Below are 26,787 nucleotides of genomic sequence, written 5' to 3' on the forward strand. Positions count from 1 at the left end.
TGCTCCTCCGTCTCCCCTCTGCGTCCGTCATCACCCGCTGAACGAACGAAAACCCTACGGTCGAAAAGCGATGAAACGGCCGTAAGCGTATCGAAAGCGAGTGAGGTCAAATCCGGGGGATATTCAAGCGCATCGGAGGCGACAATGCAAGAGCTGAGAGGGGCGACTATCGAGAGACAAGTAGCCGAAATACATCAGGTTATAGTCTCTCTGCGCACCTTTGTGCCCGTGCGGCGAACAGATGGAATGCACGAGTGTACCTAATCGACACCAACGTCGTCTCCGAATCGCGCCGTGCCCGTCCCCATCCGGCGGTCTTGGATACAGGATGCCTTGATCGCATCAGTCGCCATCGTCAACCGGCTGACCGTCGTAACCCGCAACGTCCGTGACTTCCAGCAAATGACCGTGTCCATCCTGACATGTGGCGCACATGCAAGTATGTTGTCCCCATGTCCAAGATGATTCAGTTGCGGAACGTTCCTGATGAGCTTCATCGGATTCTCAAGTCGAGGGCTGCTTTAGCCGGGATGTCGCTTTCGGACTATTCGATCGCGGAACTCGCGCGTCATGCCGAGCACCCGACACTGGAAGACTTGTGCCGAAGGCTCCGGAGTCGACCGTCGTTCCATCCGACTCTTACGCCAACCCGAATCATCCGGGAGGAACGGGACAGGCCGTGATCGTCGTTCAATCTCATCGCCCTTCGTATCCTTGTCAAGAGTCATGAATTCCGTTCCAGAGGGGAGTGTCTTCGTCAAGAGGGTGGTGCGCCCGCCAGGAATCGAACCTGGACTTAGGGTTCCGGAGACCCTCGTGATGTCCTTTTCACTACGGGCGCGTGTCTTTCTGTTTACCAGACAGAGTGGCCGCCCCTCAAGTCTGTTGAGCGTTGCAGTCCGTTTCCGGTCCGTTTGCCTTGCAAATCTTCCACTCGTTGGATGATTTGCAAGGCAATCCTTTACTTTTCCACAGCGTTCAGGATGGCTCGCGCCACGACTTCCGCGGCCAGGATGCCGACGGCGTTGACGTCGGCCTTGCGTTTGCCGGTGGAGAGGGCGAAGAGGGTGTCGCCGTCGTGAAGGGTGTGGGCGGGGCGAATGGCGCGAGCGATGCCGTCGTGGGCCATGGATGCAATGATGTTGGCTTCGACCGAGGAGAGGGCGGCGTCGGTGGCGACGACGCCGATGGTGGTGTTGGTACCGGGGGTGGCCGGGCGGCGCTGGTGAAAAGACTTCGGCGTTGCGGTCCCCGTTTGGCTGGCCGGCTCGTCCGGAGCGCCGGCGACCATCTCGCCGGTGGCGGGATCGACGATGCCGCCCACGGCGTTGACGACCACCAGGGCGCCCACGGTGACACCGTTGGGGAACTTCGCGCAGGCCGAGCCGATGCCGCCGCCGGCGCGGTGCAGGCCGGGAGCCTTGCCGACGGTGGCGCCGGTGCCGGCGCCTATGCGGCCGGTGGGCACGGGCGCGTTGCCGGCGGCCTTGCAGGCGCGGTAGCCCATGGCCTTGTCGGGGCGGACGCGGGGGTCGCCGACGGCGAGGTCGTAGATCACGGCGGCGGGAACGATGGGGACGACGGCGTGGGCGGTGGAGTAGCCGGCGCCGCGCTCTTCGAGGAAGCGCACGACGCCCGAGGCGGCGTCGAGACCGAAGGCGCTGCCGCCGGTCAGGAGAACGGCGTGGGCCTGGCCCACGAGCCGTCCCGGCCGGATGGCGTCGGTCTCGCGCGTACCCGGAGCGAATCCGCGCACGTCCACGCCGGCAGCGGCGCCGGCGGGACAGAGGACCACCGTGCAGCCGGTGCGCGCGCGCCGGTTGGTGGCGTGACCCACCTGAATGCCCCGCACCGCGGTAATGGTCTCGTTCTTCATGGCGCCTGCATCAAGTCTAACCGGTGAATCGTTTGCCTCACACTCCTTCTCGCGTGGCCCTCGCCACTGGCGTCATCGCGCCTTGCCGACGACAAAAATCCTGCGCAACTTATCGCAGTTATTTGCGGGACGTGACACTAGCCTATAGCCTGTTCCCATGAGCGACGAAAACCCCTCCATGCGGCCGCGTCTTCGTTACGTCGATGTCTTCCCGGTCCCCGCCGAGCAGGGGAGGCAGGACTTCGGCATCCGCGACCCGCAGCACTTCAGCGACAAGGTCCTGCGTCTCCGCCCCGAGGCGGCGTACGCGCTGCGGTTCTTCGACGGGGAGCATACGCTGCCGGAGATCCAGGCGGCGTACCGCGAGGCCTACGACGTGGAGTTTCCGCTGGAGTTGCTGGAGCAGCTTTGCGAAATCCTGGACGAAGGCTATTTCCTCGCCAGCGACAACTTCAGGCGCCACTACCAGCGGCTGGCCGGCTCCTTCCACGAGGCACCGGTCCGGGAGGCATTTCACGCGGGCATCAGCTATGACGAGAACCCCGGTTCGCTGAAGGAGGGCCTGGGCCGGTTGTTCGAGCCGCCGGAGGGACCGGGGCTGCCGGGTGAGCGGAGCGCGGAGCGGAACGTACCCGGAATCGTCGTGCCGCATATCGACCTTCGGCTGGGGGGCCACGCCTACGCCTGGGCGTACAAGGAACTGGCCGAGGCCGAGCCGCCGGAGCTGTTCGTCATTCTGGGGACCGGACACAACGCGCTGCGGAACCCCTACGCGCTGACCTGCAAGAGCTTCGCCACGCCCCTGGGAGAGGCCCCGGTGGACGCCGACTTCGTCTCGCGCCTGAGCGAGATACACGACGGCGAACTCTTCGCGGATGAGCTGGCGCACCGCTCCGAGCACACCATCGAGTTCCAGGTGCTGTTCATTCAGCAACTCTTCGGCAATGTGGTGCCCATCGTGCCGGTGTTATGCTCCTTCTCGTACGCCGAGCCCGGAAGCGGCCCGGCGGGCGAGTCCATCGAGCGTTTCACCGAGGGGCTGCGCGGGATCATGGATGACGACGGCCGCCGCATCTGCCTCGTCGCCAGCGCGGATCTGGCCCACGTGGGGCCGCGCTACGGCGACCCGGACGGCTTCCGGGGCGAGGAGTTGGAGGAGGTCAAGCGCAGGGACGTGGAGATGCTGCGCCACGTGGAGAACGTGGACCCGGAAGGTTTCCGCGACTACCTGGCGCGGGAAGACGACCGGCGCCGGATCTGCGGGTTCTCGCCCATCTACACCATGCTCAAGGCGATGGAGGCGGAACGCGGACGGCTCGTGGCCCACGATCACGGCGAGATGGACCCGGTAGGATCGATCTGCAGCTTCGCCAGCGTCGTGTTCGAGTGACGCTACGACTCGGGGAAGAGCGTGTTGCCGTCGTCGTCCTCGACGGTGATGGCCTTGGTGGGGCAGATCCGGGCCGCGAAGACGATCTTCTCCTGGGTGTCGCCGTCGGGGTCCGCCACCTCGGCGATGAAGCGCTCGTTCATCTTGAAGACCTTGGGCGCCGCCTGGACGCATTTCTCGTGGCCGTCGCACTTCGTGTTGTCCACCGTAACCTTCATGTTCCCTCCCGGATGAGTCTGGATGTCCCTTCTATAGCGAAGTCGGCGGTTCGCTTCCAGCGGCCCTGCCACGGTGGATTTTTCGCTGTTGCAGTGCCGGAAGCGGCTGCGATATAGTGAACGCGGCATGCGGATCCATCGCTACACGTCCTGGGACGGCTCCCAGGAGGTTCGTTTCCCCACCGCCAACGACCTGCTCAAGCAGCTTTCGGATACGTTTCTGGAGGAAGAGGGCGTGCGCCGCGCGCTCCGGAGCCTGATGCGCCGGGGCTTCGAGTCCGAGGACGGCATGCGCTCGGTGCAGGGGCTGCGCGACCTGCTGCAGCAGGCGGAGGAGCAGAAGCAGGAACTCCTCAACAAGTACTCTCCCGATTCCTTCAAGCTCTCGCCCGAGGAGAGCGAGGCCCTGAGCCGGAAGCTCAACGAGTTGGCGGAGAAGCTGGAAGCGTATCACGAGCAGATGCGCAACTTCATGGAGCGGCTGTCCGGGCGCTATGCCGACAACATGGACGAACTGGCCGAGAGGATGCGGCAGGCCCAGGAGCGCTACCAGCAGCTCAAGGAGCGCCTCGGCGAGCAGATCGAGCAGCGCTCCATGCAGCAGCCGCAGAACCTCACCGGACCGGGCGCGCCGGACCTGTCACAGATGCTGGACCGCTTGAGCCGCCTTCTGGAGGACGAGGACTTCCTCAAGAACCTCCCCAACATCCTCGACGCCGCGGTCGACGACCTCGACAACCTGCTGGAGAACCTCGATTCCCTGAGCCAGCAGGAGTTGCAGCGGCTGAGCGACGCCATGTCCCAGATGGAGCAGCTCGAGCAACTGCTGAACCAGTACCCGTTCCAGGGCAGCCAGCGCATGGGGATGGGGGAGGCCGGAGAGATCCTCGGTCAGCTACAGGGCCTGGAGCAGTTCCTGCGTTGGGGCCGGCGGGGCCTCGGCGACGTCTCCGATCTCGATCTGGACGCCATGCGGGACCTGTTGGGAGAAGAGGCCTACGAGCAGCTCAAGTACCTCCAGGGCGTGGAACAGATGATGGTGGACGCGGGTTACCTTGTACGCACCGGCAGCGGCCTGCGGCTCAGCCCCAAGGGCATGCGCCAACTCGGCGACAAGGCCCTGAAAGAGATCTTCCAGCTCATGAACAAGAACCGCTGGGGGCAGCACGCCAGCGCCAAGACCGGCAACCAGGGCATGCGGCTGGAGGATACCCAGGCCTACGAGTACGGCAACCCGCTCAACATCGATATCCGCAAGACCCTCATGCAGTCGCTGGAGGACGGACGGACCGGGGTCCCCGTGCAGATCGAGCCCAAGGACTTCCAGGTGTACCAGCACGAGTTCTCCACCGACACCGAAACCGTGCTGCTCATCGACGTCAGCTACTCCATGCTGATGAACGACGCGCTGCACGCCGGCAAGAAGGTGGCGCTGGCGCTCAACCGGCTCATCGAGACCAAGTTCCCGCAGGACGTGCTGCACCTGGTGGCGTTTCGTTCCAACGCCAAGATCATCCGTACCGAGGACCTGCCTTCCATCGTCGCCATCACCTATTTCATGGAGCATGGCACGGATATCAAGGAGGCCCTGAGGTTCTCCCGTCAACTCCTTGGAAACAATAGGGCAACCAACCGCCAGATCATCCTCATCACCGACGGCGAACCGACCGCCTGCAACGTCGACAGGGGAGGGCGCCTTCACAGCGGCTGGGGCTCGGCCCTGCTCCACGAGCGCATCGTCCGCGAGACCCTCAAGGAGGTCCGGCGCTGCACCCAAAGCGGCATCCGGATCAATACCTTCATGCTGGGGATGGACTACTACCGCATGGGCTTCGTGGACCGCCTCACCCGGATGAACACCGGCCGCGTGTTCTACACATCCCCGGACGAGATCGGCAACTACATCGTCGTCGACTACCTCGCCAACAAGCGCAAGCGCCTGCGGCGCTGACCCCACCCCGCCCCTGGATTCCCGCTTGCGCGGGAATGACGATGAGGGGCGGCAGACGGGATTTACTCGGTTACCAGCGCGAGCACGCCGGTGTAGGTGAGGAGGTGGTTGCCGCCGGCCATGGGGCCAAGCTCGTAGTTGCCGAAGAATCCGATGACCGGCACGTCGGCCAGCGCGTTCTTGATGTAGGCGGTATCGATGCCGGGCACGCCGTACAGGCCGCTGCCGCGGGCACAGCAGTTGAAGTAGAGTCCCAGCCGCGGCGTTTTGCCCTCCAGGCGCGCGGTCTGCCGTTCCAGCATCTGCCGGAGGTCCTCCCGCGCCCGCTGCCCGTCCCGTAGGGTGAAGATCAGCGCTTGTCCGGCTTCCACGGGTTGCGCCACGGCCAGGATGCCCCTCTGCGCGTCCAGTCCGATGATGTTGCGCACGAGATACTGCCCGGCCTCGATCTCCGTCTGCCGCGGGTCCGGCGAGAGGCCCACGAACACGAACGCCAGCGCGCGGCGCAGGTCCTGCTGGAAGGGTTTCCCGATCAGATCCACGAACACCTCGAAGGCCGGGCGGTCGTTGATCTCGAAGATGAGATTCTCGTGGGCCTTGGTGATGACCATGGGCTCGCCCACGGGCTGACAGCCCTGGGTGAGCTCGATGGCGGTGGTACAGCCCCCAGACAGCGCAAAGCCCACGGCGCTGTTGCCGGTCACCCGGTCCTCGTAGAACTGGTAGGTGCGGCCGTGGCTGCCGTTCTCCGAGGCGCCCGCGCCCACCACGGGGGTCGCGTGGCCGGCTTGTGCCATGCCCTCGAGCAAGGCGTCGGGACGGCTGCGGTAGCCGTCGGCCAGCACCACGGTCAGGGACGGGGAGTCGGCCCCCACGGCGTTGGCGATGTCCCGCCCGGCCGCCGCATCGTTGCCCTTGAGGGCGTCCCGGACGAAGGGGCGCGCCCGCACGGTGTCGGAAGCCAGCGCCATCACCGCCACGCCGGACTCGCCCTCGATCTCGCCGCTGTCCGTCAGGATGCCCAAGCCGCTGCAACCGACGATGTTGCGGGTGCCGGTGACGCGCTGGAGCGCGGCCAACTCCTGCTCCAGGGCTCCCGCGTGATCGACGGTGGCGTAGAGCACCGCCAGGTCCGCGCCACCGTCCGGAAGGCCGGCCATGGCGCCCGCGGCGGCCTCCTCGATGGCCGCCCGGGTCTCTGTTCGCGACGACTGTCCGACTCCGGCTTTCAGCATGAGTTCAGGGTATGCAAACCCGTGCCGCAGGTCAATCGAGGCGTCAGGGCACGCCCGCGAGGGGGCCGGCACGGGAAGTCCCGGCCGCGTTCTCGCGGGGAAGATGGCGCGGGTCCGGGCTATGGTCCGGGCCTCCCGGCTTTGCTATAAAGGCCGCATGAGAATCGTTCAGATACCGCTGCTAAGGGACAACTACGGCTACCTCCTGGTCTGCGAGAGGACCAACCAGGCGTGCATCGTGGACCCCTCCGAGGGCGAGCCTGTCTGGCGTACGGTACAGGAGGAGGGGGTCGATCTCGTCGGGATCCTCAACACCCACCATCACCGGGACCACACCGGCGGAAACGAGTACCTTCTCCGGCAGAATCCGGACCTGAAGGTGTTCGGCGCCAAGGTGGACGAGCACCGCATCCCCGGCATCACGCATCGCCTCATGGAGGGGGACGACATCGAGGTGGGGGAAGAGGGCGGGAACGTGCTGTTCATTCCGGGCCATACCATCGGCCACCTCGGCTTCGTGTTCCCCGGAATGCTCTTCAGCGGGGACGCCTTGTTCGCCGGCGGCTGCGGCCGGGTCTTCGAGGGAACCGCCGCGCAGATGACCTCCTCCCTGGACAAGCTCCGCGACCTCTCCGGCGACACCCTGGTCTACTGCGGCCACGAGTACACCGAGAAGAACCTCCAGTTCGCGCTGACCGTGGAACCCGGCAACGAGGAGATTCGCCGCCGGCTGGAGAACGTGCAGGCACTCCGGTCCAAGGACCAGTTCACGGTGCCCTCGCGCCTCGACGACGAGCTTGCGACCAATCCGTTCCTCCGCTGCGAAAGCGACGAGATCAAGGCGGGGATGGCCGACCGCTTTCCGGGCATCGGGACGGACCCCGTTTCCGTGTTCGCGAAGGTCCGGGAACTCAAGGACGCCTACTGAGATGCGGTTCGCGACTCTTGACGACGGCACCGTGGCCGCGGTCACATCAGCCGCCGGGATGGTGTCGTTGGGGGGCGTTTGCGGCTCGATGATCGATCTGGCGGCTTCCTTCGAGACGAACCGTGAGGCCGTCGAACGCGCCGTTTCGGAGAGCACCCCGACGGACCTCGAGGACGCGCGACTGGCGGCCCCGGTGCCGGCGCCTTCGAAGATCTGGGCCGCGGCGGGCAACTACAAGCGTGGCAGCGCGAACCTGACTAGTTCCGGAGGGCGGGGAGAGGCCCGGGAAAGGTCGCCGGACGAGTTGCTGGAGCACATCTTCCTCAAGCCGCCGTCCGCGGTTGTCGGTCCGGGGAAGGACATCATCATCCCACGCGACGCCGAAACCATCTTCCCGGAACTGGAATTGTGCGTCGTCATCGGGCGGGAATGCCGGGACCTTTCGGAGGACGTGGCCCTGGACGCCGTGTTCGGCTACAGCGTGATCCTGGACGTTACCGCCCGGGGGTACGGATCGGGCAAGAACCTCATGGGCACCCGCTGCGTGCGCAAGGGCTTCGACACCTTCGCGCCCGTGGGACCCTGGATCGTGACCCGTGATGAGATACCCGATCCGCAGGCCCTGGAGATGCGCCTGTGGGTCAACGGCGAATTGCGCCAATCCGCCAGCACCGGCGGCATGATCAACGGCGTGGCGCGGCTCGTGAGCTACCTCTCGCAGGTGGGGACCCTCAAGCCCGGCGACCTCATCGCCAGCGGGAATCCGGACTCCCCGGAGTTCCAGCAGCAACTGGCGGCCGGCGACGAGTTGGTGGCGGAGATCGAGGGTGTAGGGGAGCTTCGGCTGGGGGTCGCGCGCGCCGGCTAGCGGGCAAGGTGGCTGGACGGGTCGTGGTCACACCGGGGGAAGAGCGCATGACCGAGGACTTGCCCTTTCAGGATCAGGGTGCGACGACCTTGTGCTACGGCTGCGGGCCGGCCAACGAGCAGGGACTCCAGGTCAAGAGCCATTGGGACGGCGACGACGCCGTGTGCACGTGGACCGCGCAGCCGCATCACAGCGGCGGCACCCGTGATGTGGTGAACGGCGGTGTCATCGCGACGCTCCTCGACTGCCACAGCCTCAACCTAGCCATCGCCCGCGCCTACCAGGACGAGCAACGCCCCATCGGCAGCGCGCCGCGGGTGTTCTTCGTCACCGCCAGCATGAACATCAACTACCGCCGCCCGACCCCGCTGGGGAAACCCCTGGAGCTCCGCGCCACTCTCCGCAAGGTCGAGGGGCGCAAGACCCTCCTGCACTGCACGTTGAGCTGCGAGCGGCAGTTGTGCGCCGAAGCCGACGTGCTCGCCATCCGCATCCACCGCGACGAGTCCGTGGAGCCCACGCGCTAGTCTTACGAAACGTCATTCCCGCGAAAGCGGGAATGACGGATAAGCGCCTTCAGGTCGAAGGGCCGTGCCGCCAGTGCGACCAGAACGACACCACGAGGTAGTAGGCCGGGAAGAACAGCGAGGCCCAAGCCACGCCTGGTGGCGGGTCGGGCAGGTAGAAGACCACGACGAAGCAGAGTACCCCCCAAACCACTCCCAAAGTGATGGTCAGACCCTGGAGAAACGCATTCCGGCTCGGATACAGGTACCGGATGGGCACGAAGACCATCACCGACAACACGATGACCAGGAACGCGTTGAACCAGGGGCTCAATCCCAGCACGAAGCAATAAAACGCCACCACGTTCCAGTACGAAGGAAAGCCCAGGAAGAAATGGTCCGGGGTCTTGGCGCCGGCCTGCGAAAAACCGTACGCGCTCGCCAGGAGCGGCAGACACACGATCCACCACCCGTGCCCGGCGGGCAGCAGTCCCGCCCAGAGCAGCAGAAAGCAGGGCACGAGGACGTAGTTGAGGTAGTCGACGATGTCGTCCAAACGGGCGCCGTCAATACCGGGGATCTGCTCCTTGACCCGCGCCAGCCGCGCGAACGTTCCGTCGGTGGCGTCAAGGACGAGGGCCAAGCCCATGAGCGCCAGCGCCTCGCGATAATGGCCGCCGGCCACCAGCGCCAGCGTGAACACCGCCACCACCGCCCCAAGGGCCGTGTAGAGGTGTACCAGCCAGGCAAGCAGCAGTCGCAAAGGCAAGTGGGAGGGAGGCGCGGCTCCAGGCCGCTAGTTCTGCGTGGCGGAATAGCTCGCGCGGGTGCGCAGCCGTCCGATCCAGCCGGCCACGTTCTTGAAGTCCGGGTCCAAGGGCACCTGGAACCGCTCCAGCAGGGCGATATTGGGCATGTAGGCGATGTCGGCGAGGCTAAATGGGCCCGCCAGGTACTCCCGGCCCTGGAGTTGGGTATCGAGGGCGGCGAACGCCACTCCGATATTGGCCTGGGTCTCGCGTATCAGCGCGACGTCGCGCTCTTCCTCGGGCTTTCGGTATTCGTGAATCAGCGTCACGAATTGGGGATTGACGTGGTTGTCCCGATAGTCTTCCAACAGGCGCGCGGCGGCGCGGCTCTCGGAATCGGCGGGCAGAAGAGGCGGGTGAGGGTACTCGTCCTCCAGGTACTCGTTGATGATGGTGGAGTCGTAGACCACGAAGCCGTCGTCATCGAGGGCGGGCACTTGACCGAACGGATGGATCTTCAGATACTCCGGATCTTTCTGCTCCCGCTTCGACAGGTCGATCACGACGCTCTCGAATTCCAATCCCTTCTCCAGCAGGGCGATCCGCACCTTCAACGAGTTCGTTGAAGGTGGAAAGTGATAGAGTTTCATGCCCCAACCTCCTGATCTTCATATCCCCAGCCCCTCGTCGCGACGATAGCACAAAGCCGGGGGTACGACTACCGGGATGACGAGTTTTCGTGGCGGCTTTGTGACGTGACCGACGAGCAAGAAGTTTTCCACCTGGCCAGTCCAGTCCCCCTCTTCCATTGTCCCGATGCCGGACCTCCTCAAACCCCCAGCCGAAGCCTCCTGACGCTCTCGATATAGTCCGCAACGCCTCGTTCGAGGTCGTATCGCGGGGCGTATCCCAGTTGCTCCCTCGCCTTCGTAATATCGAACTTGCAGTAGCTCTGCTTGTAGCCGTCACGGAAGTCGAGGCCGGGACCGATGTCGAGCCTGGCGTCGGGGAAGTGGCGTTTCAGTTCTGCGGCGAAGTCCTTGAGCGTGACGCCGGTGGCGGTGCCGATGTTGAAGACCCATTGGGTCAGGTTCCCGGCGTTCAGCGCCAGCACGACGGAGTGAGCCACGTCGCCGACGTAGACAACGTCGTTGCGCTGGTCGCCGCCGCGCGGGAGCGTGAACGCCCGCCCGGCGATGGCGTCCTCGATGATCTTGCCGTAGAGGGCGAGGACGCCGTGGCGCGCGAGCTTGCCCGGACCGTAGATGGAGGGGTAGCGCAGGGCCACGAACTCGACGCCGTAGCGCTTGCGGTAGTAGTTGCCCAGCGTCTCCGAGCAGACCTTGGTGACGCCGTAAATGTCCGCGGGGTTGGGCGGATGGGATTCGTCCAGGGGGACGAAATCGGGGTCGCCGTGCTTACCGTGGATCTCGCCGACGTAGGCGTTGGAGCTGGTGTAGACCACGCGCCGGACGTCGCAGGCGCGGGCGGCCTCCAGCACGTTCAGGGTGCCGTCCACGCCGATGGCAATGGCCAGGGAAGGGTTGGCCTCGGCCGGGCCGGGCATGAGCGCCGCCATGTGCACGATGTGGGTGACGCCGTGAGCCGCCACCGCCTCCCGCAGCGCCGCGCCGTCGAGGATGTCGCCGGTGACCACGTCCACGTCGCCCGCGATGTCCGCGACGAGCGACGGATCCACCCGGTTGTCCAGCAGCACGGGCCGCTGCCCTTGGGACACGAGGAGGCGCGCCGTGGCCGCGCCGTTCACGCCGGTTCCGCCGGTGATGAGGATCTTCATGTCCTCACGCTTAGCGGCTTACGAGGCCCCATGCAATACGCTATATTGAAAGCATGATGTACCGGACCCAGCCCTCCCATGGCTCTTTCAGCTTCGGAGGTCCGGTGACGCCGGCGGTCAAGTGGCTGCTGATCGTCAACATCGCCGTCTTCGTCTTTCAGCAGCCCTTCCTCGGCGGGCCCGCGCTCCTGTGGATCTTCGGTCTGGTCCCTCAGCTCGTCTGGAACGAGCTGCACCTCTGGCAGCTCTTCACCTACCAGTTCCTCCACTTCGGCCTGTTCCACATCCTGTTCAACATGCTCGCCCTGTGGATGTTCGGGTGCGACCTGGAGCGGGCCTGGGGCACGCGGTTCTTTCTCAAGTACTACTGGGTCAGCGCGGTCGGCGGCGGTCTGTGTGTGCTGTTCCTGGAACCGAACCAGGGCATCCCCACCATCGGGGCTTCCGCGGGCATCTACGGCGTCCTGCTGGCGTACGGGCGCCTCTATCCGAACAACGTCATCTACCTGTACCTGCTGTTCCCCATCCGCATGAAGTACTTCGTGCTGATCATCGGCGCCATCGCCTTCTTCTCGTCCATCAGCCCAGGGAACTCCGGCATTTCCCACCTCGGTCACCTGGGAGGCATGGCGTTCGGCTACGTCTACCTGAGGTGGGGCTACATGCTGAACCCGAGGCGTTCATGGGCCCGAATGCGGCACGAGTACTATCGCTTTCGGCTGGCGCGTCTGAAGCGGCGCTTCCGTATCATCGAGGGAAAGAAAAAGGACGACGAGCCGCCGACGCTGCACTGAACCGCGCCCGGCCCCGGGATGGGAAGGTCCGCCCGAGACGATCACTCCGCGACGTCGGGACGGCGCGACTGCTTGATCTCGCCTCGCTTGCGCTTGTCGTCGAGGCGCCGCCGGCGCGACGCCGCGGTGGGCTTGGTGGGGCGGCGCGGCGTGGGCGCCTCCGCGGCCTTGCGGATGAGCGCGGCCAGGCGCTCCAGGGCGTCCTCCCGGTTGCGCGACTGGTCGCGGTAGCGCTTGGCCTCGATGGTCAGCACCCCGCGCTTGTCCACGCGCGTGCCGGCGATCCGTCGCAAGCGTTCCCGCACGGCTTCCGGCAGCGAGGGCGAATCGACGATGCGGAACCGGAGCTGGACCGCGGTGGCGACCTTGTTGACGTTCTGACCGCCCGGCCCCGAGGCGCGGATGAACCGCTCCTCGATCTCGTCTTCGTCCAGACTGATGCGGCTTGTGATTCGCAGCATCGGTGGTTTCGCCTCCGCCGTGGGAAAATCCCGGCGCCGTTCCCGGCGCCATGTCTCTGTGTAACAGATCCGGGATAGAACATTCGAGGAGTGATCATGCGTATCGTTCGAATCTTTCTCATGCTCGTCGGCGCCCTGGCCACGCTGGCCGCCGTCGGCGTGGCCGTGGTCGTGGCTCTGTTCCTATTCTCCACACGCACGGCACCGGTGCCGGAGAAGACGGTCCTTACCCTGGACCTGGACCGCAACGTCAGCGAGCTGGGAGGCGGCGGACTCACGCACTGGACGCAAATCAGGAAGACACCGCCGACGCTATGGGAGACCGTCGCCGCCGTCGAGAGGGCCGCGCGGGATGAGCGCGTGGTGGGCCTTGTGGCCAGGGTCGGCGCTTCCGGCATGGGTCTGGCGCGGATCCAGGAACTGCGGGACGCGGTGCGCGCCTTCCGGCAATCGGGCAAGCCAACCTACGCCTTCGCCGAATCCTTCGGCGATTTCGGACCCGGCAACGGCGCCTACTACCTGGCCGCGGCGTTCGAGTACGTCTACCTGCAACCGTCCGGTGACGTGGGCCTCACGGGGCTCCTGGCGGAAAGCTATTTCCTGAAAGGCACGCTGGAGAAGCTCGGTGTGAGACCTCGTCTGAACCAGCGCGAGGAGTACAAGGGCATCAAGGAACTCTTCACCGAGAGCGGCTTCACGGGTCCCCAGCGGGAAGCCGTCGGCCGGATACTGGAATCCTTGACGGAGCAGTTGACGGCCGGGATCTCCGAGGGCCGCGGACTGTCGCCGGCCGCGGTACGGGACCTGATGCAACGGGCGCCGTTCTCCGCCCGGGAAGCACTGAAGGCGGATCTGGTGGACGGCCTGCGGTACCGCGATCAGGTGGATGAAGTGGTGCGATACGCATTGGGGAACGACATCGAGTTCCTGTCGCTGACGGACTACCGCCGCCGAGCCGAGGACACGGAAGAGGACACGGCCACGGTGGCGTTGATCCACGGTTTGGGCCAGATTCACCGGGGACGCAGCCGCCACCAAGCGTTCACCGGAGCCCATTCCATGGGTTCCGACACGGTAGCGCGCGCCTTTCGCCGGGCCGCGGACGACAAGGACGTGCACGCCATCATATTCCGCATCGACAGCCCGGGCGGCTCCTACGTGGCCTCGGACGCGATCCGGCGCGAGGTGGTGCGTGCGCGACGCCGCGGCAAGCCGGTGGTCGTCTCCATGGGCAACGTCGCCGGCTCCGGCGGCTATTTCGTGGCAACTCCCGCGGACCGCATCGTGGCCCAGCCCGGTACCCTCACCGGTTCCATCGGCGTGGCCGCGGGGAAGGTGGTGACCAATGGGCTGTGGGAGAAGCTCGGCGTGTCCTGGGACCACGCGGCAGGGAACACCAACGCGACTTTCTGGAGCGCCGTGCGGGACTACGACCCGGCGCAGCAGCAACGCCTGGAGCATCTCCTCGACGCGGTCTACGAAGATTTCGTGTTCAAGGTGGGGCTGGGGCGGAAACTGTCCCGGGAACAGGTGCTGGCGGCCGCCAAGGGGCGTGTCTGGACCGGCGCCGACGCGAAGGATCGCGGTCTGGTGGACGAACTCGGCGGTTACGCGGCCACTATCCGGGCCGTGCGCGAGGCGGCCGGCATCGCGCCGGACGCCTCCATCCGCCTGCGGCCTTTCCCGCGCCGGAAATCAACGCTCAGGTTGCTGGCGGAGGAGTTGACGGGAGATGAAGATGCGGAAATCCGGAGTTTGGCGACGGGCTTGTTTGGCAGGGCGGCGGAGCGTCTCGCGCCGTTAGCCGGCCCGCCTTGGGGCGATCTGGCCGGACGCCGGGGCGTCCTGGAGATGAAACTGCCGCACCGGCTCCGTTGACGTTCCCTTCGGGGCAGGCTTGTAAAATTTTTATCACATGGTATAAAAACCGGCTTGTCGATCGAACAGAATCCATTATTCCTCTTCATTTACAATGCTCTTGACCCGTTTGGGCACCTCCGTGTCCCTGACGGGATATTTCATCAGGAGGAAAATCGATGCGGCTTCCAGTGGATGAGTTAGCGCGGTTGGCGATCGTCGGTCTGTGCGTGGCAGCCCTGTCCGGATGTGGAGGAGGCGGCGGGGGGATGCCCGGCCCCGTGCCCAAAACCCCAAGCCTGGTTTCGTTGTCGACACCTGACGATCATGGACTCCCCGCCGGCGAGATCCACGTAGAGGCCGGTGCTTCGGAGAGACAGGGCAGCGTGGTCGTCTCGTGCCCTTCCGGAGGCGAGACCTGCATGCTCGTTGTCGCCGACGACGGCTCGGTTTCCTATTGGGACACGGGTGGTATGCCCATGGTGGCCTATCCTCCGGCAGGGCGGATGGCTGAAGCGTTGAACGCCGCTTCGCCCATGGCTCGTCGCAACGTGGCGGGAAGGTTGGCAAGGACCGCCATTACCGGCGTCTCTTCCAGTACGGCTTCCATGACCGCCTTGCGGCCCCTCGCCGGAGGGAATTGGAACACCGGCGTGACACAGGCCCCGCTCAACTCGAACCCCGATTCTCCCGGCGACAACCGCGCCATCAACGCATGGTATGTCGATGGCAGCGTGGTCTTCGAGAGGATTGAGATCGAACAGGGATTCAGGCAGGACACGCGTGCCGAGCCCGCACCTCCAGGATACCTTGCGCCGGTGTCTCTACCGTCCGGCGTGCATGAGTGGCGGGGAGTAGAACATTTCTTCATTACCCGCACCGGAGGGAGATACTACTCCGTCTTCTACTCGGATATAGAGGACGGCGCCGACCCCGACCATGACTACCTGGCTCTTGGGTACTGGGCCTGGTTACCCGACCCCGGCATTGACCGCATCCCGTTCGTGGGCGCCGCCGCCAGCGGCAACGATCCGTTCAGTGTCAATCACATGACCGGCGTCGGAGGGCAGGCAACCTACCAAGGGGCGGCCACTGGACTGTACGCGAGTCATGGCGCGCCCCCGGTATTCCACGCCTTCGACGCGACCGTCCGGTTGATGGCCGACTTCGACGCGAGCCGGATTGCCGGAGCGATTACCGCCGGCACGGACTCCTCCACGGGTGCGGCGCTGTTTGACAACCTGATGCTTGAAGAGACCGTGTTGCGGGCCGACGTCACCTTCTTCCGGGGACGGGTCTCCGGCATGCTTGACGGCCAAGCCGCGGTGGGCCGGTGGGGTGGTCAGTTCTACGGCAACGGCATCGCCACCACGGACATTCCGGTTTCATACGCCGAGGCTCCGAGTTCCGTTGGCGGAACATTCGGCGCGCGCGTGCTTGACGGCGACAGACTCATCGGGGCCTTTGGCGCCTACCGGCAGGAGTAATAGCAGGCCGGCCACCGGTTGACACGGGGAAGCGGGCTTCGTTAGGAACCTGTCCGAGTAGCCGGAGTGCCCTCGGACACCATGCTTGACGGTATCAGAGTCCTTGAGCTGGGCCACATCGTGGCCGGCCCCACGGCGGGCCTCGTCCTGGCGGCGCTGGGGGCCGACGTCATCAAGGTGGAGCGTCCGGGCAGCGGCGACCAGGCGCGGTTCAGCCGCGGGAACCAGGGCTATTTCCTGGCCTTCAACGGCGGCAAGCGCAGCATCACCCTCGACCTCAAGGACCCGCGCGGACGCGAGGCCTTTGAGCGCCTGCTGCGCACCGCCGACGTTCTCATCGACAACTACGGCCCGGGCGTGCTGGAGCGCATGGGGCTGGGCCACGCGGCGCTGCAGCGTATCAGGCCCGGCCTGCTGCACTGCGGCATCAAGGGTTTCCTTTCCGGACCCTACGAGAACCGCAACCTGCTGGACGAACCCGCGCAGATGATGGGCGGGCTGGCATACATGACCGGGCCGCCGGGGATGCCGCTCCGGGCCGGCGCATCCGTGGTGGACATGACCGGGGCGCTGTTCAGCGTCATCGGCATCCTGGCGGCGCTCCTCAAGCGCGACCGCGACGGCGCGGGCAATGACCTGCGCGTGGGGCTGTTCGAGACCGCGGTCTTCCTGGTGTCCCAGCACATCGCCAAGGCCGGCATTTCCGGCGAGGTGCCGGCTCCCATGACCGAGCGCGGCGTGGGCCAGGACCTGGGCTGGGGCATCTACCGCGTGTTCGAGACGCGGGACCGGCGCCACGTGTTCATCGGCGTCACCAGCAACGTGCAATGGGAAGCGTACTGCCGGGAGTTCGGCCTGGACGACCTCTGGGCGGAGGAGGCGCTGCGCGACAACGCCGGCCGGCGCGCGGAGTTCCGGCGGCTGACCCGCCGCACCGAGGAACTGGTGCGAACTTTCGATTTCCGCGACATCGTCACCCGGCTCGAATCGTCCAACATTCCCCACGCTCCCATCAACACGCCCATGGACCTGTTCGACCATCCGCACCTGAAGGAACGCGGTCATTGGACGGCGCTGACCGCCCCCGACGGAACGTCGTCCCCCTTGCCCGCGCTGCCGGTGGACTTTCGCGAAGCCGAGTTGCCGCCGCGCACCGATCCGCCGCGGCTCGGCGAGCATACGGTTTCCTTGCTGAAGGAATTGGGATATTCGGAAGAGGACATTTCGGCCATCACCGGCCCACGATCGTTGACGCGGAAGCAGGAGAATTCATGACAGGGAATGAGCAGGTGGACATGGCACAGGTGGATGCGGCCATCGATGCGTGGAAGGCCGTTACGGAGGAGATGACCGGCAAGATCGTGGAGGAACGCCAACCTTGGGTCAGCTCCGTCACCGAGGACGCCATCAAGCACTTCGCCTACGGGACGGACGACGACAACCCCCTGTGGACCGACCCCGACTACGCCGCAGGGGTCGGGCAGGGGAGGACACAGGCTCCCCCGGCGTTCGTGATCGTCAACCGCTACCCGATCCTGCACGGCGCGCCCATGAAGGCGCCGCTGGCGTCCCTCATCGGGGGCGTGGAGATGGAATGGTTCGGCCGCGTGCTCGCCGGCGATACGCTGAGTTCCGAGCCGCGCCAGAAGGAGTTCTACGAGAAGCGCAACAAGGAGGGGCGGCGGCTCAACTTCGTCATCTCCGGGATCGACTACCGCAACCAGGAAGACGCCCTGGTGGCACGGGCCACCGGCACCATGATCATGGCCACCCAGATCGGCCTCCAGACCATGATGGAGCACGAGGTGCCGCGCTACGACGAGGGCGCCCTGGAGCGGCTCGAGAGCACGTGGCGGCGCGAATACCGCCGCGGCGCGGACACGCTCCACTACGAGGACGTGGCCGCCGGCAGCGAGATCCCGTCCATCGTGCGCGGCCCCCTCACCATCGGCGACATGGTGGCGTGGAACGCGGCCATCGGCCCGTCCTACAAGGCCGGACGCTGGGGTTACCTGGACCTCAGCAAGGCCATGCACACCGCCATGTTCAACCCGGTGACGGGATTCCCGGTGAAGTACTCGCAGCAGCACGAGGACGCCAACATGGCCGCGGGCCGCGGCATGCCCGCTCCCTTCGACAACGGCGTGATGCGCTTTGCCTGGGTGGCGCCTTTGGTGACCAACTGGATGGGCGATGAGGGTTTCCTGAAACGCCTGAAGGTCCAGGTGGCCCGCCCCGGCCTCTACGGCGACCTGACCACGTATTCGGGCCGGGTGACGGCCAAGGATGACGCAACCAAGACGGTGACCCTGGAAATCACCGGCACCCGGCAGGACGGCATGGCCAACACGCGCGGTGAAGCCGCGGTGGTGCTGCCCGGCCGCCGGCCATGAACCATGGAAGCATGCGTCCTTCGACTTCGCACCGCTGGCGCGGTGCTACGCTCAGGACGAACGGTCCTGGTTCACCCCGTTCGTCCTGAGCGTAGCGAGGTCTGCCGAGCGAAGTCGAAGGACCCGATTCACCGAAAGGAGAGATGCCTTGGACAGCTATGATAACGGGCTTCCCGCCCGCTGGGACGTTGAAACGGATGTAATCGTGGTGGGATTCGGCTTCGCCGGCGGCGTATCCGCCGTGGCCGCGGCGGATGCCGGCACCGAGGTGACCATCGTGGAGAAGATGCCCAACCCGGGCGGCATCTCGATCCTCGCGGGCGGCGGCATCGCCACGGCCCTGGACGAGAACGATGCGTTCGAGTACCTCCGGCACACCAACGCGGGCCGGACGCCGGACGACGTGCTGCGCGCCCTCGCCAAGGGCATGACGGAGATGAAGGAGTTCGTCAAGGAACTGGTGAAGGAGACCCCGTTCGAGCTGGAAGAGCAGCGCAACGGCGGCACCTATCCGTTCCCGGGCGGCCCGGGGCTGGACGGCTTCAAGATCGCGCCCATGGAAGGCTACGACGGCTTCCAGTACGCCAAGGGCCTGCGCGGCGGCGCGCGCCTGTTCAAGGTGCTGCTGGACAACGTCGAGGCGCGCCGGAACATCTCGGTCCGGCTCGCGACCCCGGCCCGGCGCCTGATCCGCCACCCGGAGCAGGGCATCGTCGGGCTGCTGGCGGAGCACGAGGGCGAGGAGATCGCCATCAAGGCGCGCAAGGGCGTGATCCTGGCGTGCGGCGGCTTCGAGAACAACGAGGAGATGAAGCGCAACTACTTCGAGGCCATGCCCGTCTACACGCTGTTCACCGGCAACACCGGCGACGGCATCAAGATGGCCCAGGACGTGGGCGCTTCCATGTGGCACATGTGGCACTTCCACGGCAGCTACGGCTTCAAGTACCCGGAGTTCCCGCTGGCCTTCCGCCACTGCTTCCGCGGCCCGCGCAAGGACGACTGGGTCATGCCCTGGATCGCCGTGGACAAGTACGGCCGCCGGTTCATGAACGAGTATCCGCCGGCGGTGCAGGACACCGGCCACCGGGCGCTGGAGTTCTACGACGCCGACAAGCAGGAGTTCCCGCGCATTCCCGCCTACCTGGTGTTCGACGAGAAGGGGCGCAAGCTCGGCCCCGTGGGGCAGCCCACGGTGCACGACGAGCACGTCTCCTACGACTGGAGCGAGGACAACCTGGCCGAGGTGGAGCGCGGCTGGATCAAGACGGCCGGCGACCTCGACGCCATCGCCGCGATGATCCCGGCCACCGACGCGGCCACGCTCAAGGCCACGGTGGCGGACTGGAACGAGGTGTGCACGAGCGGCGGCGAGGACCGCTATCACCGCGTCCCGGGCACGCGCATGACCATCGACACGCCGCCGTTCTACCTGATGGAGGTGTGGCCCATCGTCTCCAACACCCAGGGCGGCCCGGTGCACGACGCCGAACAGCACGTGATGGACACGCGCGACGAACCCATCCGGCGGCTCTTCTCGGCGGGCGAGTGCGGTTCGTCCTTCGGGCACCTCTACCTGGAAGCGGGCAACATCACCGAGTGCTTCGTCACCGGCCGCATCGCCGGCCGCAACGCGGCGGCGCTGGAGGATTGGTAGGAAGACCTGGACCTGACGGAGAGGGTGCGGAACGACGGAGGAGACCCGCTGATCCATGCTTGACTACTTCGGCTCCCTGTTCGCCGGCCTCGCGGCCGTGCTGCCTTTCTCGGCGGCCGGGCAGGATCCCTTCGTCTTCATGATGATCGGCATCGCTATCGGCTTCGCGGTGGGGATCCTTCCGGGGCTGGGCGGGGCCACCACGCTGGCGCTGATGCTGCCGTTCATCTACAAGATGGACCCCACCACGGCCTTCGCGTTCCTGCTCGGGAGCCACGCCGTCACCGCCACCACCGGCGACATCACCTCGGTGCTCTTCGGGGTTCCGGGCGAGGGCATCACCGCCGCCACCATCGTCGACGGCCACGCCATGGCCAAGAACGGCGAAGCGGGCCGCGCCCTGGGAGCGGCGCTCATGAGCTCCCTGGTGGGCGCCATCTTCGGCGCGTTCGCGCTGGCGCTGGCCATCCCCATCGTCCAGCCGCTGGTGCTGTCCATCGGCGCGCCCGAGTTTCTGATGCTCAGCCTCCTCGGCATCACTTTCCTGGCTTCGCTGAGCGGCGGCAACATCGCCAAGGGCCTCACCGCCGGCGGCTTCGGCCTGGTGCTGGCCATGGTGGGTCTCGACGCCATCACCAGCGTGTCGCGCTACACCCTGGAACCCATCCTCGGCAGCGGGAACGCCCTGTTCCTGTGGGACGGCCTTTCCCTGGTGGCCGTGACCGTGGGGCTTTTCGCCATCCCGGAGATCATCGAGCTGGGTACTCAGGGAAGCAGCATCGCCCGGGACGCGCCCGACGCGTTGGGCGGGGTGATGCAGGGCGTCCGCGACACTTTCAGGAAGTGGAAGCTGGTGCTCCGGTGCAGCGCCATCGGCACCTACATCGGACTGATTCCCGGTCTGGGGGGCGGGCCGGCTCAGTGGGTGGCCTATGCCCACGCCGTCCAGAGCGGCTCGGACCACGCCCGCTTCGGCGAAGGGGCCGTGGAAGGCGTGCTGGGTCCCGGCGCCGCCAACAACTCGAAGGAGGGCGGGTCGCTGGTCCCCACCATCGCCTTCGGCGTGCCGGGCAGCGTGGGCATGGCGATCCTCTTGGGGGCCTTCATCATCCAGGGCATCGTCCCCGGACCGGACCTGCTGAATCCGCACAAGCACCTGACCCTGACCTTCTCCTTCGTCTGGATCATCGTGCTGTCCAACATCGTCACCGTGGCGGTCTGCTTTCTCTTCCTCAAGCACCTGGCCAGGATCACGTTCGTCAAAGGCACCTACCTCATCCCGTTCCTGCTGTTGCTCATCTTCCTGGGCGGTTTCGCCGTCAAGAACAGCTTCGGCGACATGATCGTGGTGCTTCTGTTCGGCGCGTTGGGGTGGCTGATGATGCGCAATGACTGGCAGCGGCCCCCTTTGCTGCTGGGTCTCGTGCTGGGAGGCATCGCCGACAACAACCTCTTCCTCACCACCAAGATCTACGGCATGAGCTGGGTGACGCGGCCCGGGGTCATCGTCATCGGACTCTTGATCGCCGGAGCGTTGCTCTACCCGCTGTGGCAGGCGTACAGGCAGCGGCGGGTGGAGGTGGAAAGGGGAGGAACGCCCGTCGAAGGTTACGAGGGCGCCGGTCCGGAGGAGGCGGGAGAGGCCTCCAAGTCGGAGCGGACTCTCTTCGCCGGCTTTTTCGTCGCCCTGTTCGTCTACGTGGTGTACGAGGCCCTCTACGGCTTCGGCGCCATCGAGAAGCAGGCCGCGCTGTTCCCCCTGGCCGTGGGAATTCCGAGCCTCGCGCTGGCGCTTGTGGCGCTCGTCCAGGAGTTTCGCGCCGCGACGCCGGCGACGGCAACGGAGACCGCCGCGGTGGCCGCCGACCGCGCGTCGCTGCGCCGCCGCACCTTGGCCATCGCGAGCTGGACGGTGGGCTTCTTCCTCATGATCTGGTTTCTCGGCTTCATCACCGCGTCCGCGGTGGCGACGCTGGCCTACCTCAAGCTCGGCGCCGGCGAGAAGTGGGGCATCAGCATCGCTTTGGCGGTGGTGGCGTGGATCTTCTTCTTCGGCCTGTTCGACTACGGCCTTCACCTGCCTTTCCCGCCGGGAGAACTGTTCATACGGCTCGGACTCGCCTGACCGTCATCTCGCTTCATCGAGGTTGAAACATGGACGCAACTTGGGATCAGGAGACCGATGTCGTCGTGGTGGGCTATGGGTACTCCGGCGGGGTAGCCGCCATTGTCGCGCACGATCTCGGCGTCCGCGTGGCGTTGCTGGAGAAGATGGAGCACCCTGGCGGCAACTCCATCCTCTCCGGCGGCTTCTTCAGGATCACCGACGACGTGGACAAAGCCTTCGCCTACCTCAAGCGCATGTGCCTCAACACCGTGCCCGATCCGGTGATCCACACCTTCGCCAAGGAATTGCGCACCCTTTCCGGCTTCATGAAGGAGCTTACCGACGACACCGACATCGAGGTGCAGGAACGGCACGGCACCGGCGGCACCTACCGCTTCGACGGCGGGCCTCCGGGCGACGCCATCGGACTCCTGGCCGTGAAGAGCGAGGAAGCCCAGTGCTATCCCTGGCTCCAGGTCCACGGCACGGGCTGGATCGCCTTCAAGGTGGTGGACGACAACGTGAGCAAGCGCGACATCGACGTCTCCCTCTCCACTCCGGTGCGGGAACTCGTGTCGGACGAGCAGGGCAGGGCGGTAGGCGTGGTGGCCGAAAAGGAAGGCAAGACCCTGCGGATCCGGGCGCGCAAGGGTGTCGTGCTGGCCGCGGGAGGGTTCGAGCACAACGAGCAGCTCAGGCTCCAGTACCTACAGGCGCAGCCCTTCTACCCCATCTGCGCCCTCGGCAACACCGGCGACGGGCTGCTGATGGGGCAGAAGGCCGGCGCCGGCCTGTGGCACATGTGGCACGTCCACGGCGGCTACGGCTTCAAGACGCCGGAATACCCCATCGCCTTCCGGCACCGCATCCAGGGGCGGCACGGCGCCAACCACCGGCCGAAGCCGGGCGAGGAGTTCTCGCTCAAGAGCGGCGACGAGGGGCCCAAGATGATGCCCTGGATCGTCGTCGACAAGTTCGGCAAGCGCTACATGGACGAGTACCCGCCGGCGCCGCAGGACAGCCCCTGGCGCGACATGAGCCTCTACGACGTGCATATCAAGGACTTCCCGCGCATACCGTCGCACATGATCTTCGACGAGAACGGGCGCATCACCGGGCCGATGTTCACCCCCATCAGCGACCACCCGTCGCGCCGCTACGAGTGGAGCGAGGACAACTCCGTGGAGCTGTCCAAGGGCTGGATCAAGCAGGCGCCCACCATCGAGGAGCTGGCGCGGACCATCGGCGTTCCCGAAGACAACCTGGCGGCCACGGTGGCGCGCTGGAACGAGATCTGCGACCGGGAGGAAGACACCGACTTCCGGCGCTTCGCCGGCAGCCTGTTCCCCATCTTCAAGCCGCCGTTCTACGCCGTCGAGGTGTGGCCGGTCATTACCAACACCCAGGGCGCCCTCGCCCACGACCCGGACCAGCGGGTGCTCGACGCCCATGACAACCCCATCCCGGGCCTCTACTGCGCCGGTGAGATGGGCGGTGTCTTCGGCCACCTCTACCTGAACTCCGGTAACAACTCCGAGGCGTTCATCACCGGCATGGTGGCCGGTCGGAACGCGGCGCGCGAGCCGTGATGTCACGACCTCAATGTCCACAAAGGCGATGTCCCACCTCATCGTCATTCCCGCGAAAGCGGGAATCCAGGCGGAGCGGGGCCGCCGATACCTACGTCGCACCCCTCTCCACCCCTGTATTCCCGCTTTTCGCGGTAATGACGGAAGGAGAGGCGGAATGACGATGAGGGGTGACCGCTGTAAGGCTGACTCCGAGATGACATGAGCGTTCTAGTTACAGGTGGAACGGGCTTCGTAGGGACTCATATCGTCGCCCAGTTGGCGGCGCTCGGGGAGCGCGTGGTGGCGCTGTCCTCGGAAGGGGAGTTGGACGAGACGGCGCGAGATCTTCTCGGGCAGGCGGCGGTAGCCAAGGTGACCTGCGTCAAGGCCGATGTCCTGGACCTGGACGCCCTGTGTGAGGTGTTGGAGAATCACGCCGTCGACCGGATCATCCACGGCGCGGCGGTGACGGCCATCGGTGATCTGGAGTCCGAGGCGGCCCGGTCGGCCGCGCTGGTGAACGTGGGCGGCACCGCCACCGTGCTGGAAGCAGCGCGGCTCGCCGGCGTGACGCGCTTTATCCACCTGAGTTCGGCGAGTGTCTACGGCGCCACCGATCCAGCCGTACCGCTGGAAGAAACCGTCCCGTTGGCGCCCAGCGGCATCTACGGCATCACCAAGCGCGCGGGGGAAGAAATCGTACGCCGCTACTTCGAGCTGTTCGGGATGAGTGGCGTCATCCTGCGGCTCTCCGCGCCCTATGGTCCGTTGGAACGCCCCAACCCCCTGCGCACTGTCATGTCGCCGGTGTTCGAGTGGTGCCGGGCCGCGCTGAACGGCGACGAGGTGGAACTGGCGGACGACCTGGAGCGCGACCTCACCTACGTCGCGGATGCCGCCCGCTGCGTGGTGTTGGCATTACGAAAGCAACACTTGAAGTATCATGTCTACAACGCGAGTTGTGGTGAAAATCTGCGGTTCTCCGATATCCTGGCGGCCCTGGCGCGAGTCCGGCCCGGATTCCGCTTCCGCCGGAAGGAGGGCGGATCGCTGTCGCCGTTCTTTCGCGCCAGCCTGCGCGGTCCCCTCTCCATGAAGCGGGCACGGGAAGAACTTGGCTTCGAGCCGCGATACGACATCGAGCGCGGGCTCGGCCGGTACCTGGAATGGCTGGAGCGCCACCCGCTGTAGCCGCAGGAGGGAAGCATGCCGAAGCTCGTCGACCTGAGCCTGCCGTTGACCACCAACGTGACCGTGGTTCCGGGTCACCCGACCTTGTCGTTCCACCCGATCCACACGCACGAAACCCACGGCCGCTCCAACACCGAGATGCACGCGAGCATCCACACCGGCACCCACTGCGACCCGCCGTATCACTTCGTGCCCGGCGGCAAGACCATCGACCAGATGCCCCTGGAGCGCTTCATGGGGCCCGCGGTCAAGATCGATCTGCGCCGCAAGGTGAAGCCCCGGACCGGCATCACCATCGACGACGTGCGCACCTCGCCGGGCTTTCGGGAGCAGGATCTCAAGGGAAGGATCGTGGTGTTCCACACCGGCTGGAACCGGAAGATGTTCGGCGACCCCAACTACTACTTCGACAACCCCTACATCACCGTCGAGCTGGCGCGCTGGCTGGTATCGAAGCGCATCAAGGCGCTGGCCCTCGATTCGCCCCAGGACCAGGTGCGGGGGACGGGGGAGCCCCGCCCCGGAGACTTTCCGGTGCACCGGACCTTCCTGGGCAAGGGCATCCCGTTCATCGAGCACCTGGCCAACCTGCACAAGGTCCGGCAGCGCACCTTCACGCTGATCGCCTTCCCCATCAAGATCGAGGGCGGCGACGGCGCGCCGTGCCGCGCCGTCGCCGTGGTGTAGCAGGTCGATGCGAAACCGCCCCTTTCCGTTAACAGGCGCACCGGAAAGGGGCGGTTTACGGCTTCAGCCGCGACGAGATGACGGATGGGACGCTACTTGGGCAGCATCCACTTTAGCCGCTCCTTGGTCTCCGCGGACATGTTGAGCATGGTTTCCACGTAACGGTCGATTTGCTCTCCGGATACGTGGACGATGTTCAGCCGCGATTTCTTCGCATCCGCAAGAAACGCGGGATCGTTGAGGGTCGCGGTGTAGGCCTTCCTCCAGGCCGCGACGCGCTCCTTGGGGGTGCCGGGCGGGAGCGTCAGAGGACGCTGGAAGTTGTACTGCAGGCCCCAGGCGTTGAGCATGGCCACGTTGTCCTTGCCTTTCACGAGATCGCGCACCCGTGGGATGTTCTGCACCTCGGGATCCGGAGGATCGCCGTAGACGAGGATGGGGATCAACTTCTTGTCACCCTCGGCGTCGAGCATCGCTCGGGCCGTGACCCGCATGGATTCGAACGCCATGCAGAGTCCGCCCAACTCCCGCGCCTGCATGGCGAGTCGCACCGGCGCGGTCCCCCGGTATCCGGGAATGATCTCGAAGACCTCCTTCCCGGTCACCATGTTGAGAATCGTCGGAAGGGTGGTGCCGGTTCCGCCGGCCGATCCCATCTTGATGGGCTTGTCGGACCCAAGCACCTCGTTCCAGGTCTTGAGGCCGGTGAAACCCATCACCGCGCAACTCGGCCATCCGGTGACGGGCGCTCCGACCCAGCCGAACTTCCGGGCGTCGAACTGAACCCGTCTGCTGCCCAAGGCTTGATGAACGACGAACTGGTTGTTCCACACGCCGACCGTGAGACCGTCCGGCTTGGTCTTGTTGTAGATGTAGTTCCCCGCGATGAGCCCGCCGGCGCCCGTGAGGCTCTGGACCACCGGACTCGGGCTTCCCGGAAAGTGTTTGGCGATATGGCGCGCGGTGGTCCGGGTGTAGGTATCGTAGCCGCCGCCCGGCGCATGACCCACGATGAACCGGATGGTCTTGCCCTTGTAGAAATCCGCCACGCTCCACGCCGGTC

Annotated in this window: 24 protein-coding genes and 1 tRNA gene; 16 read left to right on the forward strand and 9 right to left on the reverse strand. The window is 65.8% G+C overall.

The window, feature by feature from the left end:
* Positions 1 to 452: 452 nt before the first annotated feature.
* Entirely contained in the window at positions 453 to 683 is a 231-nt protein-coding gene (locus OXU42_10525) for a hypothetical protein (GenBank protein ID MDE0029819.1), read from the forward strand.
* Positions 684 to 766: 83 nt separating this feature from the next.
* On the opposite strand, the gene OXU42_10530 is transcribed toward OXU42_10525, so the two are convergent.
* Positions 767 to 841: transfer RNA gene (locus tag OXU42_10530), tRNA-Arg, on the reverse strand.
* Between the two features lie 120 nt (positions 842 to 961).
* Positions 962 to 1,876 (reverse strand): P1 family peptidase, encoded by a 915-nt coding sequence (locus OXU42_10535; GenBank protein MDE0029820.1) that lies wholly within the window; start codon positions 1,874 to 1,876, stop codon positions 962 to 964.
* 157 nt (positions 1,877 to 2,033) lie between these two features.
* On the opposite strand from OXU42_10535, the gene amrB reads away from it, so the two are divergent.
* A complete protein-coding gene (gene amrB / locus OXU42_10540) occupies positions 2,034 to 3,266 on the forward strand; it encodes an AmmeMemoRadiSam system protein B (GenBank protein ID MDE0029821.1) in 1,233 nt (410 codons plus the stop codon).
* A gap of 2 nt (positions 3,267 to 3,268) precedes the next feature.
* On the opposite strand, the gene OXU42_10545 is transcribed toward amrB, so the two are convergent.
* Positions 3,269 to 3,484: a ferredoxin gene (locus OXU42_10545; GenBank protein MDE0029822.1), complete on the reverse strand. Its 216-nt coding sequence runs from the start codon at positions 3,482 to 3,484 to the stop codon at positions 3,269 to 3,271.
* A gap of 127 nt (positions 3,485 to 3,611) precedes the next feature.
* Between OXU42_10545 and OXU42_10550 the strand changes: the two genes are divergently transcribed.
* Positions 3,612 to 5,435, forward strand: a complete 1,824-nt coding sequence (locus OXU42_10550; GenBank protein ID MDE0029823.1) for a VWA domain-containing protein — start codon at positions 3,612 to 3,614, stop codon at positions 5,433 to 5,435.
* Positions 5,436 to 5,497: 62 nt separating this feature from the next.
* Here OXU42_10550 and OXU42_10555 read toward each other — a convergent pair whose 3' ends face one another.
* The gene (locus OXU42_10555; GenBank protein MDE0029824.1) at positions 5,498 to 6,670 is read right to left on the reverse strand and encodes an FIST C-terminal domain-containing protein; all 1,173 of its coding nucleotides are present in this window, start codon (positions 6,668 to 6,670) and stop codon (positions 5,498 to 5,500) included.
* A gap of 157 nt (positions 6,671 to 6,827) precedes the next feature.
* On the opposite strand from OXU42_10555, the gene gloB reads away from it, so the two are divergent.
* Genes gloB through OXU42_10570 form a run of 3 tightly spaced genes read left to right on the forward strand, consistent with a single transcriptional unit; the run spans position 6,828 to position 8,993 of the window.
* Positions 6,828 to 7,598: a hydroxyacylglutathione hydrolase gene (gloB, locus tag OXU42_10560; protein MDE0029825.1), complete on the forward strand. Its 771-nt coding sequence runs from the start codon at positions 6,828 to 6,830 to the stop codon at positions 7,596 to 7,598.
* Position 7,599: 1 nt separating this feature from the next.
* On the forward strand, positions 7,600 to 8,466 hold the full coding sequence (locus OXU42_10565; GenBank protein ID MDE0029826.1) for a fumarylacetoacetate hydrolase family protein: 867 nt from the start codon (positions 7,600 to 7,602) through the stop codon (positions 8,464 to 8,466).
* A 47-nt stretch (positions 8,467 to 8,513) separates the two neighbouring features.
* On the forward strand, positions 8,514 to 8,993 hold the full coding sequence (locus OXU42_10570; GenBank protein MDE0029827.1) for a PaaI family thioesterase: 480 nt from the start codon (positions 8,514 to 8,516) through the stop codon (positions 8,991 to 8,993).
* 49 nt (positions 8,994 to 9,042) lie between these two features.
* Here OXU42_10570 and OXU42_10575 read toward each other — a convergent pair whose 3' ends face one another.
* The 3 genes from OXU42_10575 to OXU42_10585 all read right to left on the reverse strand — a co-directional run bounded on the left by OXU42_10575 (position 9,043) and on the right by OXU42_10585 (position 11,519).
* Entirely contained in the window at positions 9,043 to 9,741 is a 699-nt protein-coding gene (locus OXU42_10575; protein MDE0029828.1) for a CDP-diacylglycerol O-phosphatidyltransferase, read from the reverse strand.
* 27 nt (positions 9,742 to 9,768) lie between these two features.
* Complete coding sequence (locus OXU42_10580) at positions 9,769 to 10,371, reverse strand: glutathione S-transferase family protein (protein ID MDE0029829.1); 603 nt, start codon at positions 10,369 to 10,371, stop codon at positions 9,769 to 9,771.
* Between the two features lie 179 nt (positions 10,372 to 10,550).
* The gene (locus OXU42_10585) at positions 10,551 to 11,519 is read right to left on the reverse strand and encodes an NAD(P)-dependent oxidoreductase (protein ID MDE0029830.1); all 969 of its coding nucleotides are present in this window, start codon (positions 11,517 to 11,519) and stop codon (positions 10,551 to 10,553) included.
* A gap of 104 nt (positions 11,520 to 11,623) precedes the next feature.
* Between OXU42_10585 and OXU42_10590 the strand changes: the two genes are divergently transcribed.
* Positions 11,624 to 12,313, forward strand: a complete 690-nt coding sequence (locus OXU42_10590; protein MDE0029831.1) for a rhomboid family intramembrane serine protease — start codon at positions 11,624 to 11,626, stop codon at positions 12,311 to 12,313.
* A gap of 41 nt (positions 12,314 to 12,354) precedes the next feature.
* Here the strand turns inward: OXU42_10590 and arfB are convergent, their stop codons facing one another.
* Positions 12,355 to 12,774, reverse strand: coding sequence for an alternative ribosome rescue aminoacyl-tRNA hydrolase ArfB (gene arfB / locus OXU42_10595; GenBank protein ID MDE0029832.1), 420 nt, complete (start codon positions 12,772 to 12,774; stop codon positions 12,355 to 12,357).
* A 96-nt stretch (positions 12,775 to 12,870) separates the two neighbouring features.
* On the opposite strand from arfB, the gene sppA reads away from it, so the two are divergent.
* The 9 genes from sppA (at position 12,871) to OXU42_10640 (ending at position 25,724) form a co-directional block, all read left to right on the forward strand.
* A complete protein-coding gene (gene sppA, locus OXU42_10600; protein ID MDE0029833.1) occupies positions 12,871 to 14,652 on the forward strand; it encodes a signal peptide peptidase SppA in 1,782 nt (593 codons plus the stop codon).
* A 401-nt stretch (positions 14,653 to 15,053) separates the two neighbouring features.
* Positions 15,054 to 16,118, forward strand: a complete 1,065-nt coding sequence (locus OXU42_10605; GenBank protein ID MDE0029834.1) for a hypothetical protein — start codon at positions 15,054 to 15,056, stop codon at positions 16,116 to 16,118.
* A gap of 81 nt (positions 16,119 to 16,199) precedes the next feature.
* Positions 16,200 to 17,393: a CaiB/BaiF CoA-transferase family protein gene (locus tag OXU42_10610; GenBank protein ID MDE0029835.1), complete on the forward strand. Its 1,194-nt coding sequence runs from the start codon at positions 16,200 to 16,202 to the stop codon at positions 17,391 to 17,393.
* A complete protein-coding gene (locus OXU42_10615) occupies positions 17,390 to 18,511 on the forward strand; it encodes a MaoC family dehydratase N-terminal domain-containing protein (GenBank protein MDE0029836.1) in 1,122 nt (373 codons plus the stop codon). The genes OXU42_10610 and OXU42_10615 overlap by 4 nt, the downstream gene beginning before the upstream one ends.
* A gap of 148 nt (positions 18,512 to 18,659) precedes the next feature.
* On the forward strand, positions 18,660 to 20,168 hold the full coding sequence (locus OXU42_10620) for an FAD-dependent oxidoreductase (GenBank protein MDE0029837.1): 1,509 nt from the start codon (positions 18,660 to 18,662) through the stop codon (positions 20,166 to 20,168).
* Positions 20,169 to 20,223: 55 nt separating this feature from the next.
* Complete coding sequence (locus OXU42_10625; GenBank protein ID MDE0029838.1) at positions 20,224 to 22,293, forward strand: tripartite tricarboxylate transporter permease; 2,070 nt, start codon at positions 20,224 to 20,226, stop codon at positions 22,291 to 22,293.
* Between the two features lie 29 nt (positions 22,294 to 22,322).
* Positions 22,323 to 23,864: an FAD-binding protein gene (locus OXU42_10630; GenBank protein ID MDE0029839.1), complete on the forward strand. Its 1,542-nt coding sequence runs from the start codon at positions 22,323 to 22,325 to the stop codon at positions 23,862 to 23,864.
* Positions 23,865 to 24,065: 201 nt separating this feature from the next.
* Positions 24,066 to 25,037, forward strand: coding sequence for an NAD(P)-dependent oxidoreductase (locus OXU42_10635; GenBank protein MDE0029840.1), 972 nt, complete (start codon positions 24,066 to 24,068; stop codon positions 25,035 to 25,037).
* A 15-nt stretch (positions 25,038 to 25,052) separates the two neighbouring features.
* Positions 25,053 to 25,724 carry a cyclase family protein gene (locus OXU42_10640; GenBank protein ID MDE0029841.1) on the forward strand — a complete coding sequence of 224 codons (672 nt, stop codon included), beginning with the start codon at positions 25,053 to 25,055 and terminating at the stop codon, positions 25,722 to 25,724.
* Between the two features lie 92 nt (positions 25,725 to 25,816).
* Here OXU42_10640 and OXU42_10645 read toward each other — a convergent pair.
* Positions 25,817 to 26,787: tripartite tricarboxylate transporter substrate-binding protein (locus tag OXU42_10645; protein ID MDE0029842.1), on the reverse strand; the 971-nt coding region annotated here is incomplete at its 5' end.

This window comes from Deltaproteobacteria bacterium, assembly GCA_028818775.1.
GTDB lineage: Bacteria > Desulfobacterota > Binatia > UBA9968 > JAJDTQ01 > JAJDTQ01.

What these genes read in the sequence shown, in the direction of transcription:
- OXU42_10525 (MDE0029819.1), top strand. Translation starts at nt 453, where the DNA reads ATGTCCAAGATGATTCAGTTGCGGAACGTTCCTGATGAGCTTCATCGG.
- OXU42_10535 (MDE0029820.1), bottom strand. Translation starts at nt 1,876, where the DNA reads ATGAAGAACGAGACCATTACCGCGGTGCGGGGCATTCAGGTGGGTCAC.
- amrB (MDE0029821.1), top strand. Translation starts at nt 2,034, where the DNA reads ATGAGCGACGAAAACCCCTCCATGCGGCCGCGTCTTCGTTACGTCGAT.
- OXU42_10545 (MDE0029822.1), bottom strand. Translation starts at nt 3,484, where the DNA reads ATGAAGGTTACGGTGGACAACACGAAGTGCGACGGCCACGAGAAATGC.
- OXU42_10550 (MDE0029823.1), top strand. Translation starts at nt 3,612, where the DNA reads ATGCGGATCCATCGCTACACGTCCTGGGACGGCTCCCAGGAGGTTCGT.
- OXU42_10555 (MDE0029824.1), bottom strand. Translation starts at nt 6,670, where the DNA reads ATGCTGAAAGCCGGAGTCGGACAGTCGTCGCGAACAGAGACCCGGGCG.
- gloB (MDE0029825.1), top strand. Translation starts at nt 6,828, where the DNA reads ATGAGAATCGTTCAGATACCGCTGCTAAGGGACAACTACGGCTACCTC.
- OXU42_10565 (MDE0029826.1), top strand. Translation starts at nt 7,600, where the DNA reads ATGCGGTTCGCGACTCTTGACGACGGCACCGTGGCCGCGGTCACATCA.
- OXU42_10570 (MDE0029827.1), top strand. Translation starts at nt 8,514, where the DNA reads ATGACCGAGGACTTGCCCTTTCAGGATCAGGGTGCGACGACCTTGTGC.
- OXU42_10580 (MDE0029829.1), bottom strand. Translation starts at nt 10,371, where the DNA reads ATGAAACTCTATCACTTTCCACCTTCAACGAACTCGTTGAAGGTGCGG.
- OXU42_10585 (MDE0029830.1), bottom strand. Translation starts at nt 11,519, where the DNA reads ATGAAGATCCTCATCACCGGCGGAACCGGCGTGAACGGCGCGGCCACG.
- arfB (MDE0029832.1), bottom strand. Translation starts at nt 12,774, where the DNA reads ATGCTGCGAATCACAAGCCGCATCAGTCTGGACGAAGACGAGATCGAG.
- sppA (MDE0029833.1), top strand. Translation starts at nt 12,871, where the DNA reads ATGCGTATCGTTCGAATCTTTCTCATGCTCGTCGGCGCCCTGGCCACG.
- OXU42_10605 (MDE0029834.1), top strand. Translation starts at nt 15,054, where the DNA reads ATGCTCGTTGTCGCCGACGACGGCTCGGTTTCCTATTGGGACACGGGT.
- OXU42_10610 (MDE0029835.1), top strand. Translation starts at nt 16,200, where the DNA reads ATGCTTGACGGTATCAGAGTCCTTGAGCTGGGCCACATCGTGGCCGGC.
- OXU42_10615 (MDE0029836.1), top strand. Translation starts at nt 17,390, where the DNA reads ATGACAGGGAATGAGCAGGTGGACATGGCACAGGTGGATGCGGCCATC.
- OXU42_10625 (MDE0029838.1), top strand. Translation starts at nt 20,224, where the DNA reads ATGCTTGACTACTTCGGCTCCCTGTTCGCCGGCCTCGCGGCCGTGCTG.
- OXU42_10630 (MDE0029839.1), top strand. Translation starts at nt 22,323, where the DNA reads ATGGACGCAACTTGGGATCAGGAGACCGATGTCGTCGTGGTGGGCTAT.
- OXU42_10635 (MDE0029840.1), top strand. Translation starts at nt 24,066, where the DNA reads ATGAGCGTTCTAGTTACAGGTGGAACGGGCTTCGTAGGGACTCATATC.
- OXU42_10640 (MDE0029841.1), top strand. Translation starts at nt 25,053, where the DNA reads ATGCCGAAGCTCGTCGACCTGAGCCTGCCGTTGACCACCAACGTGACC.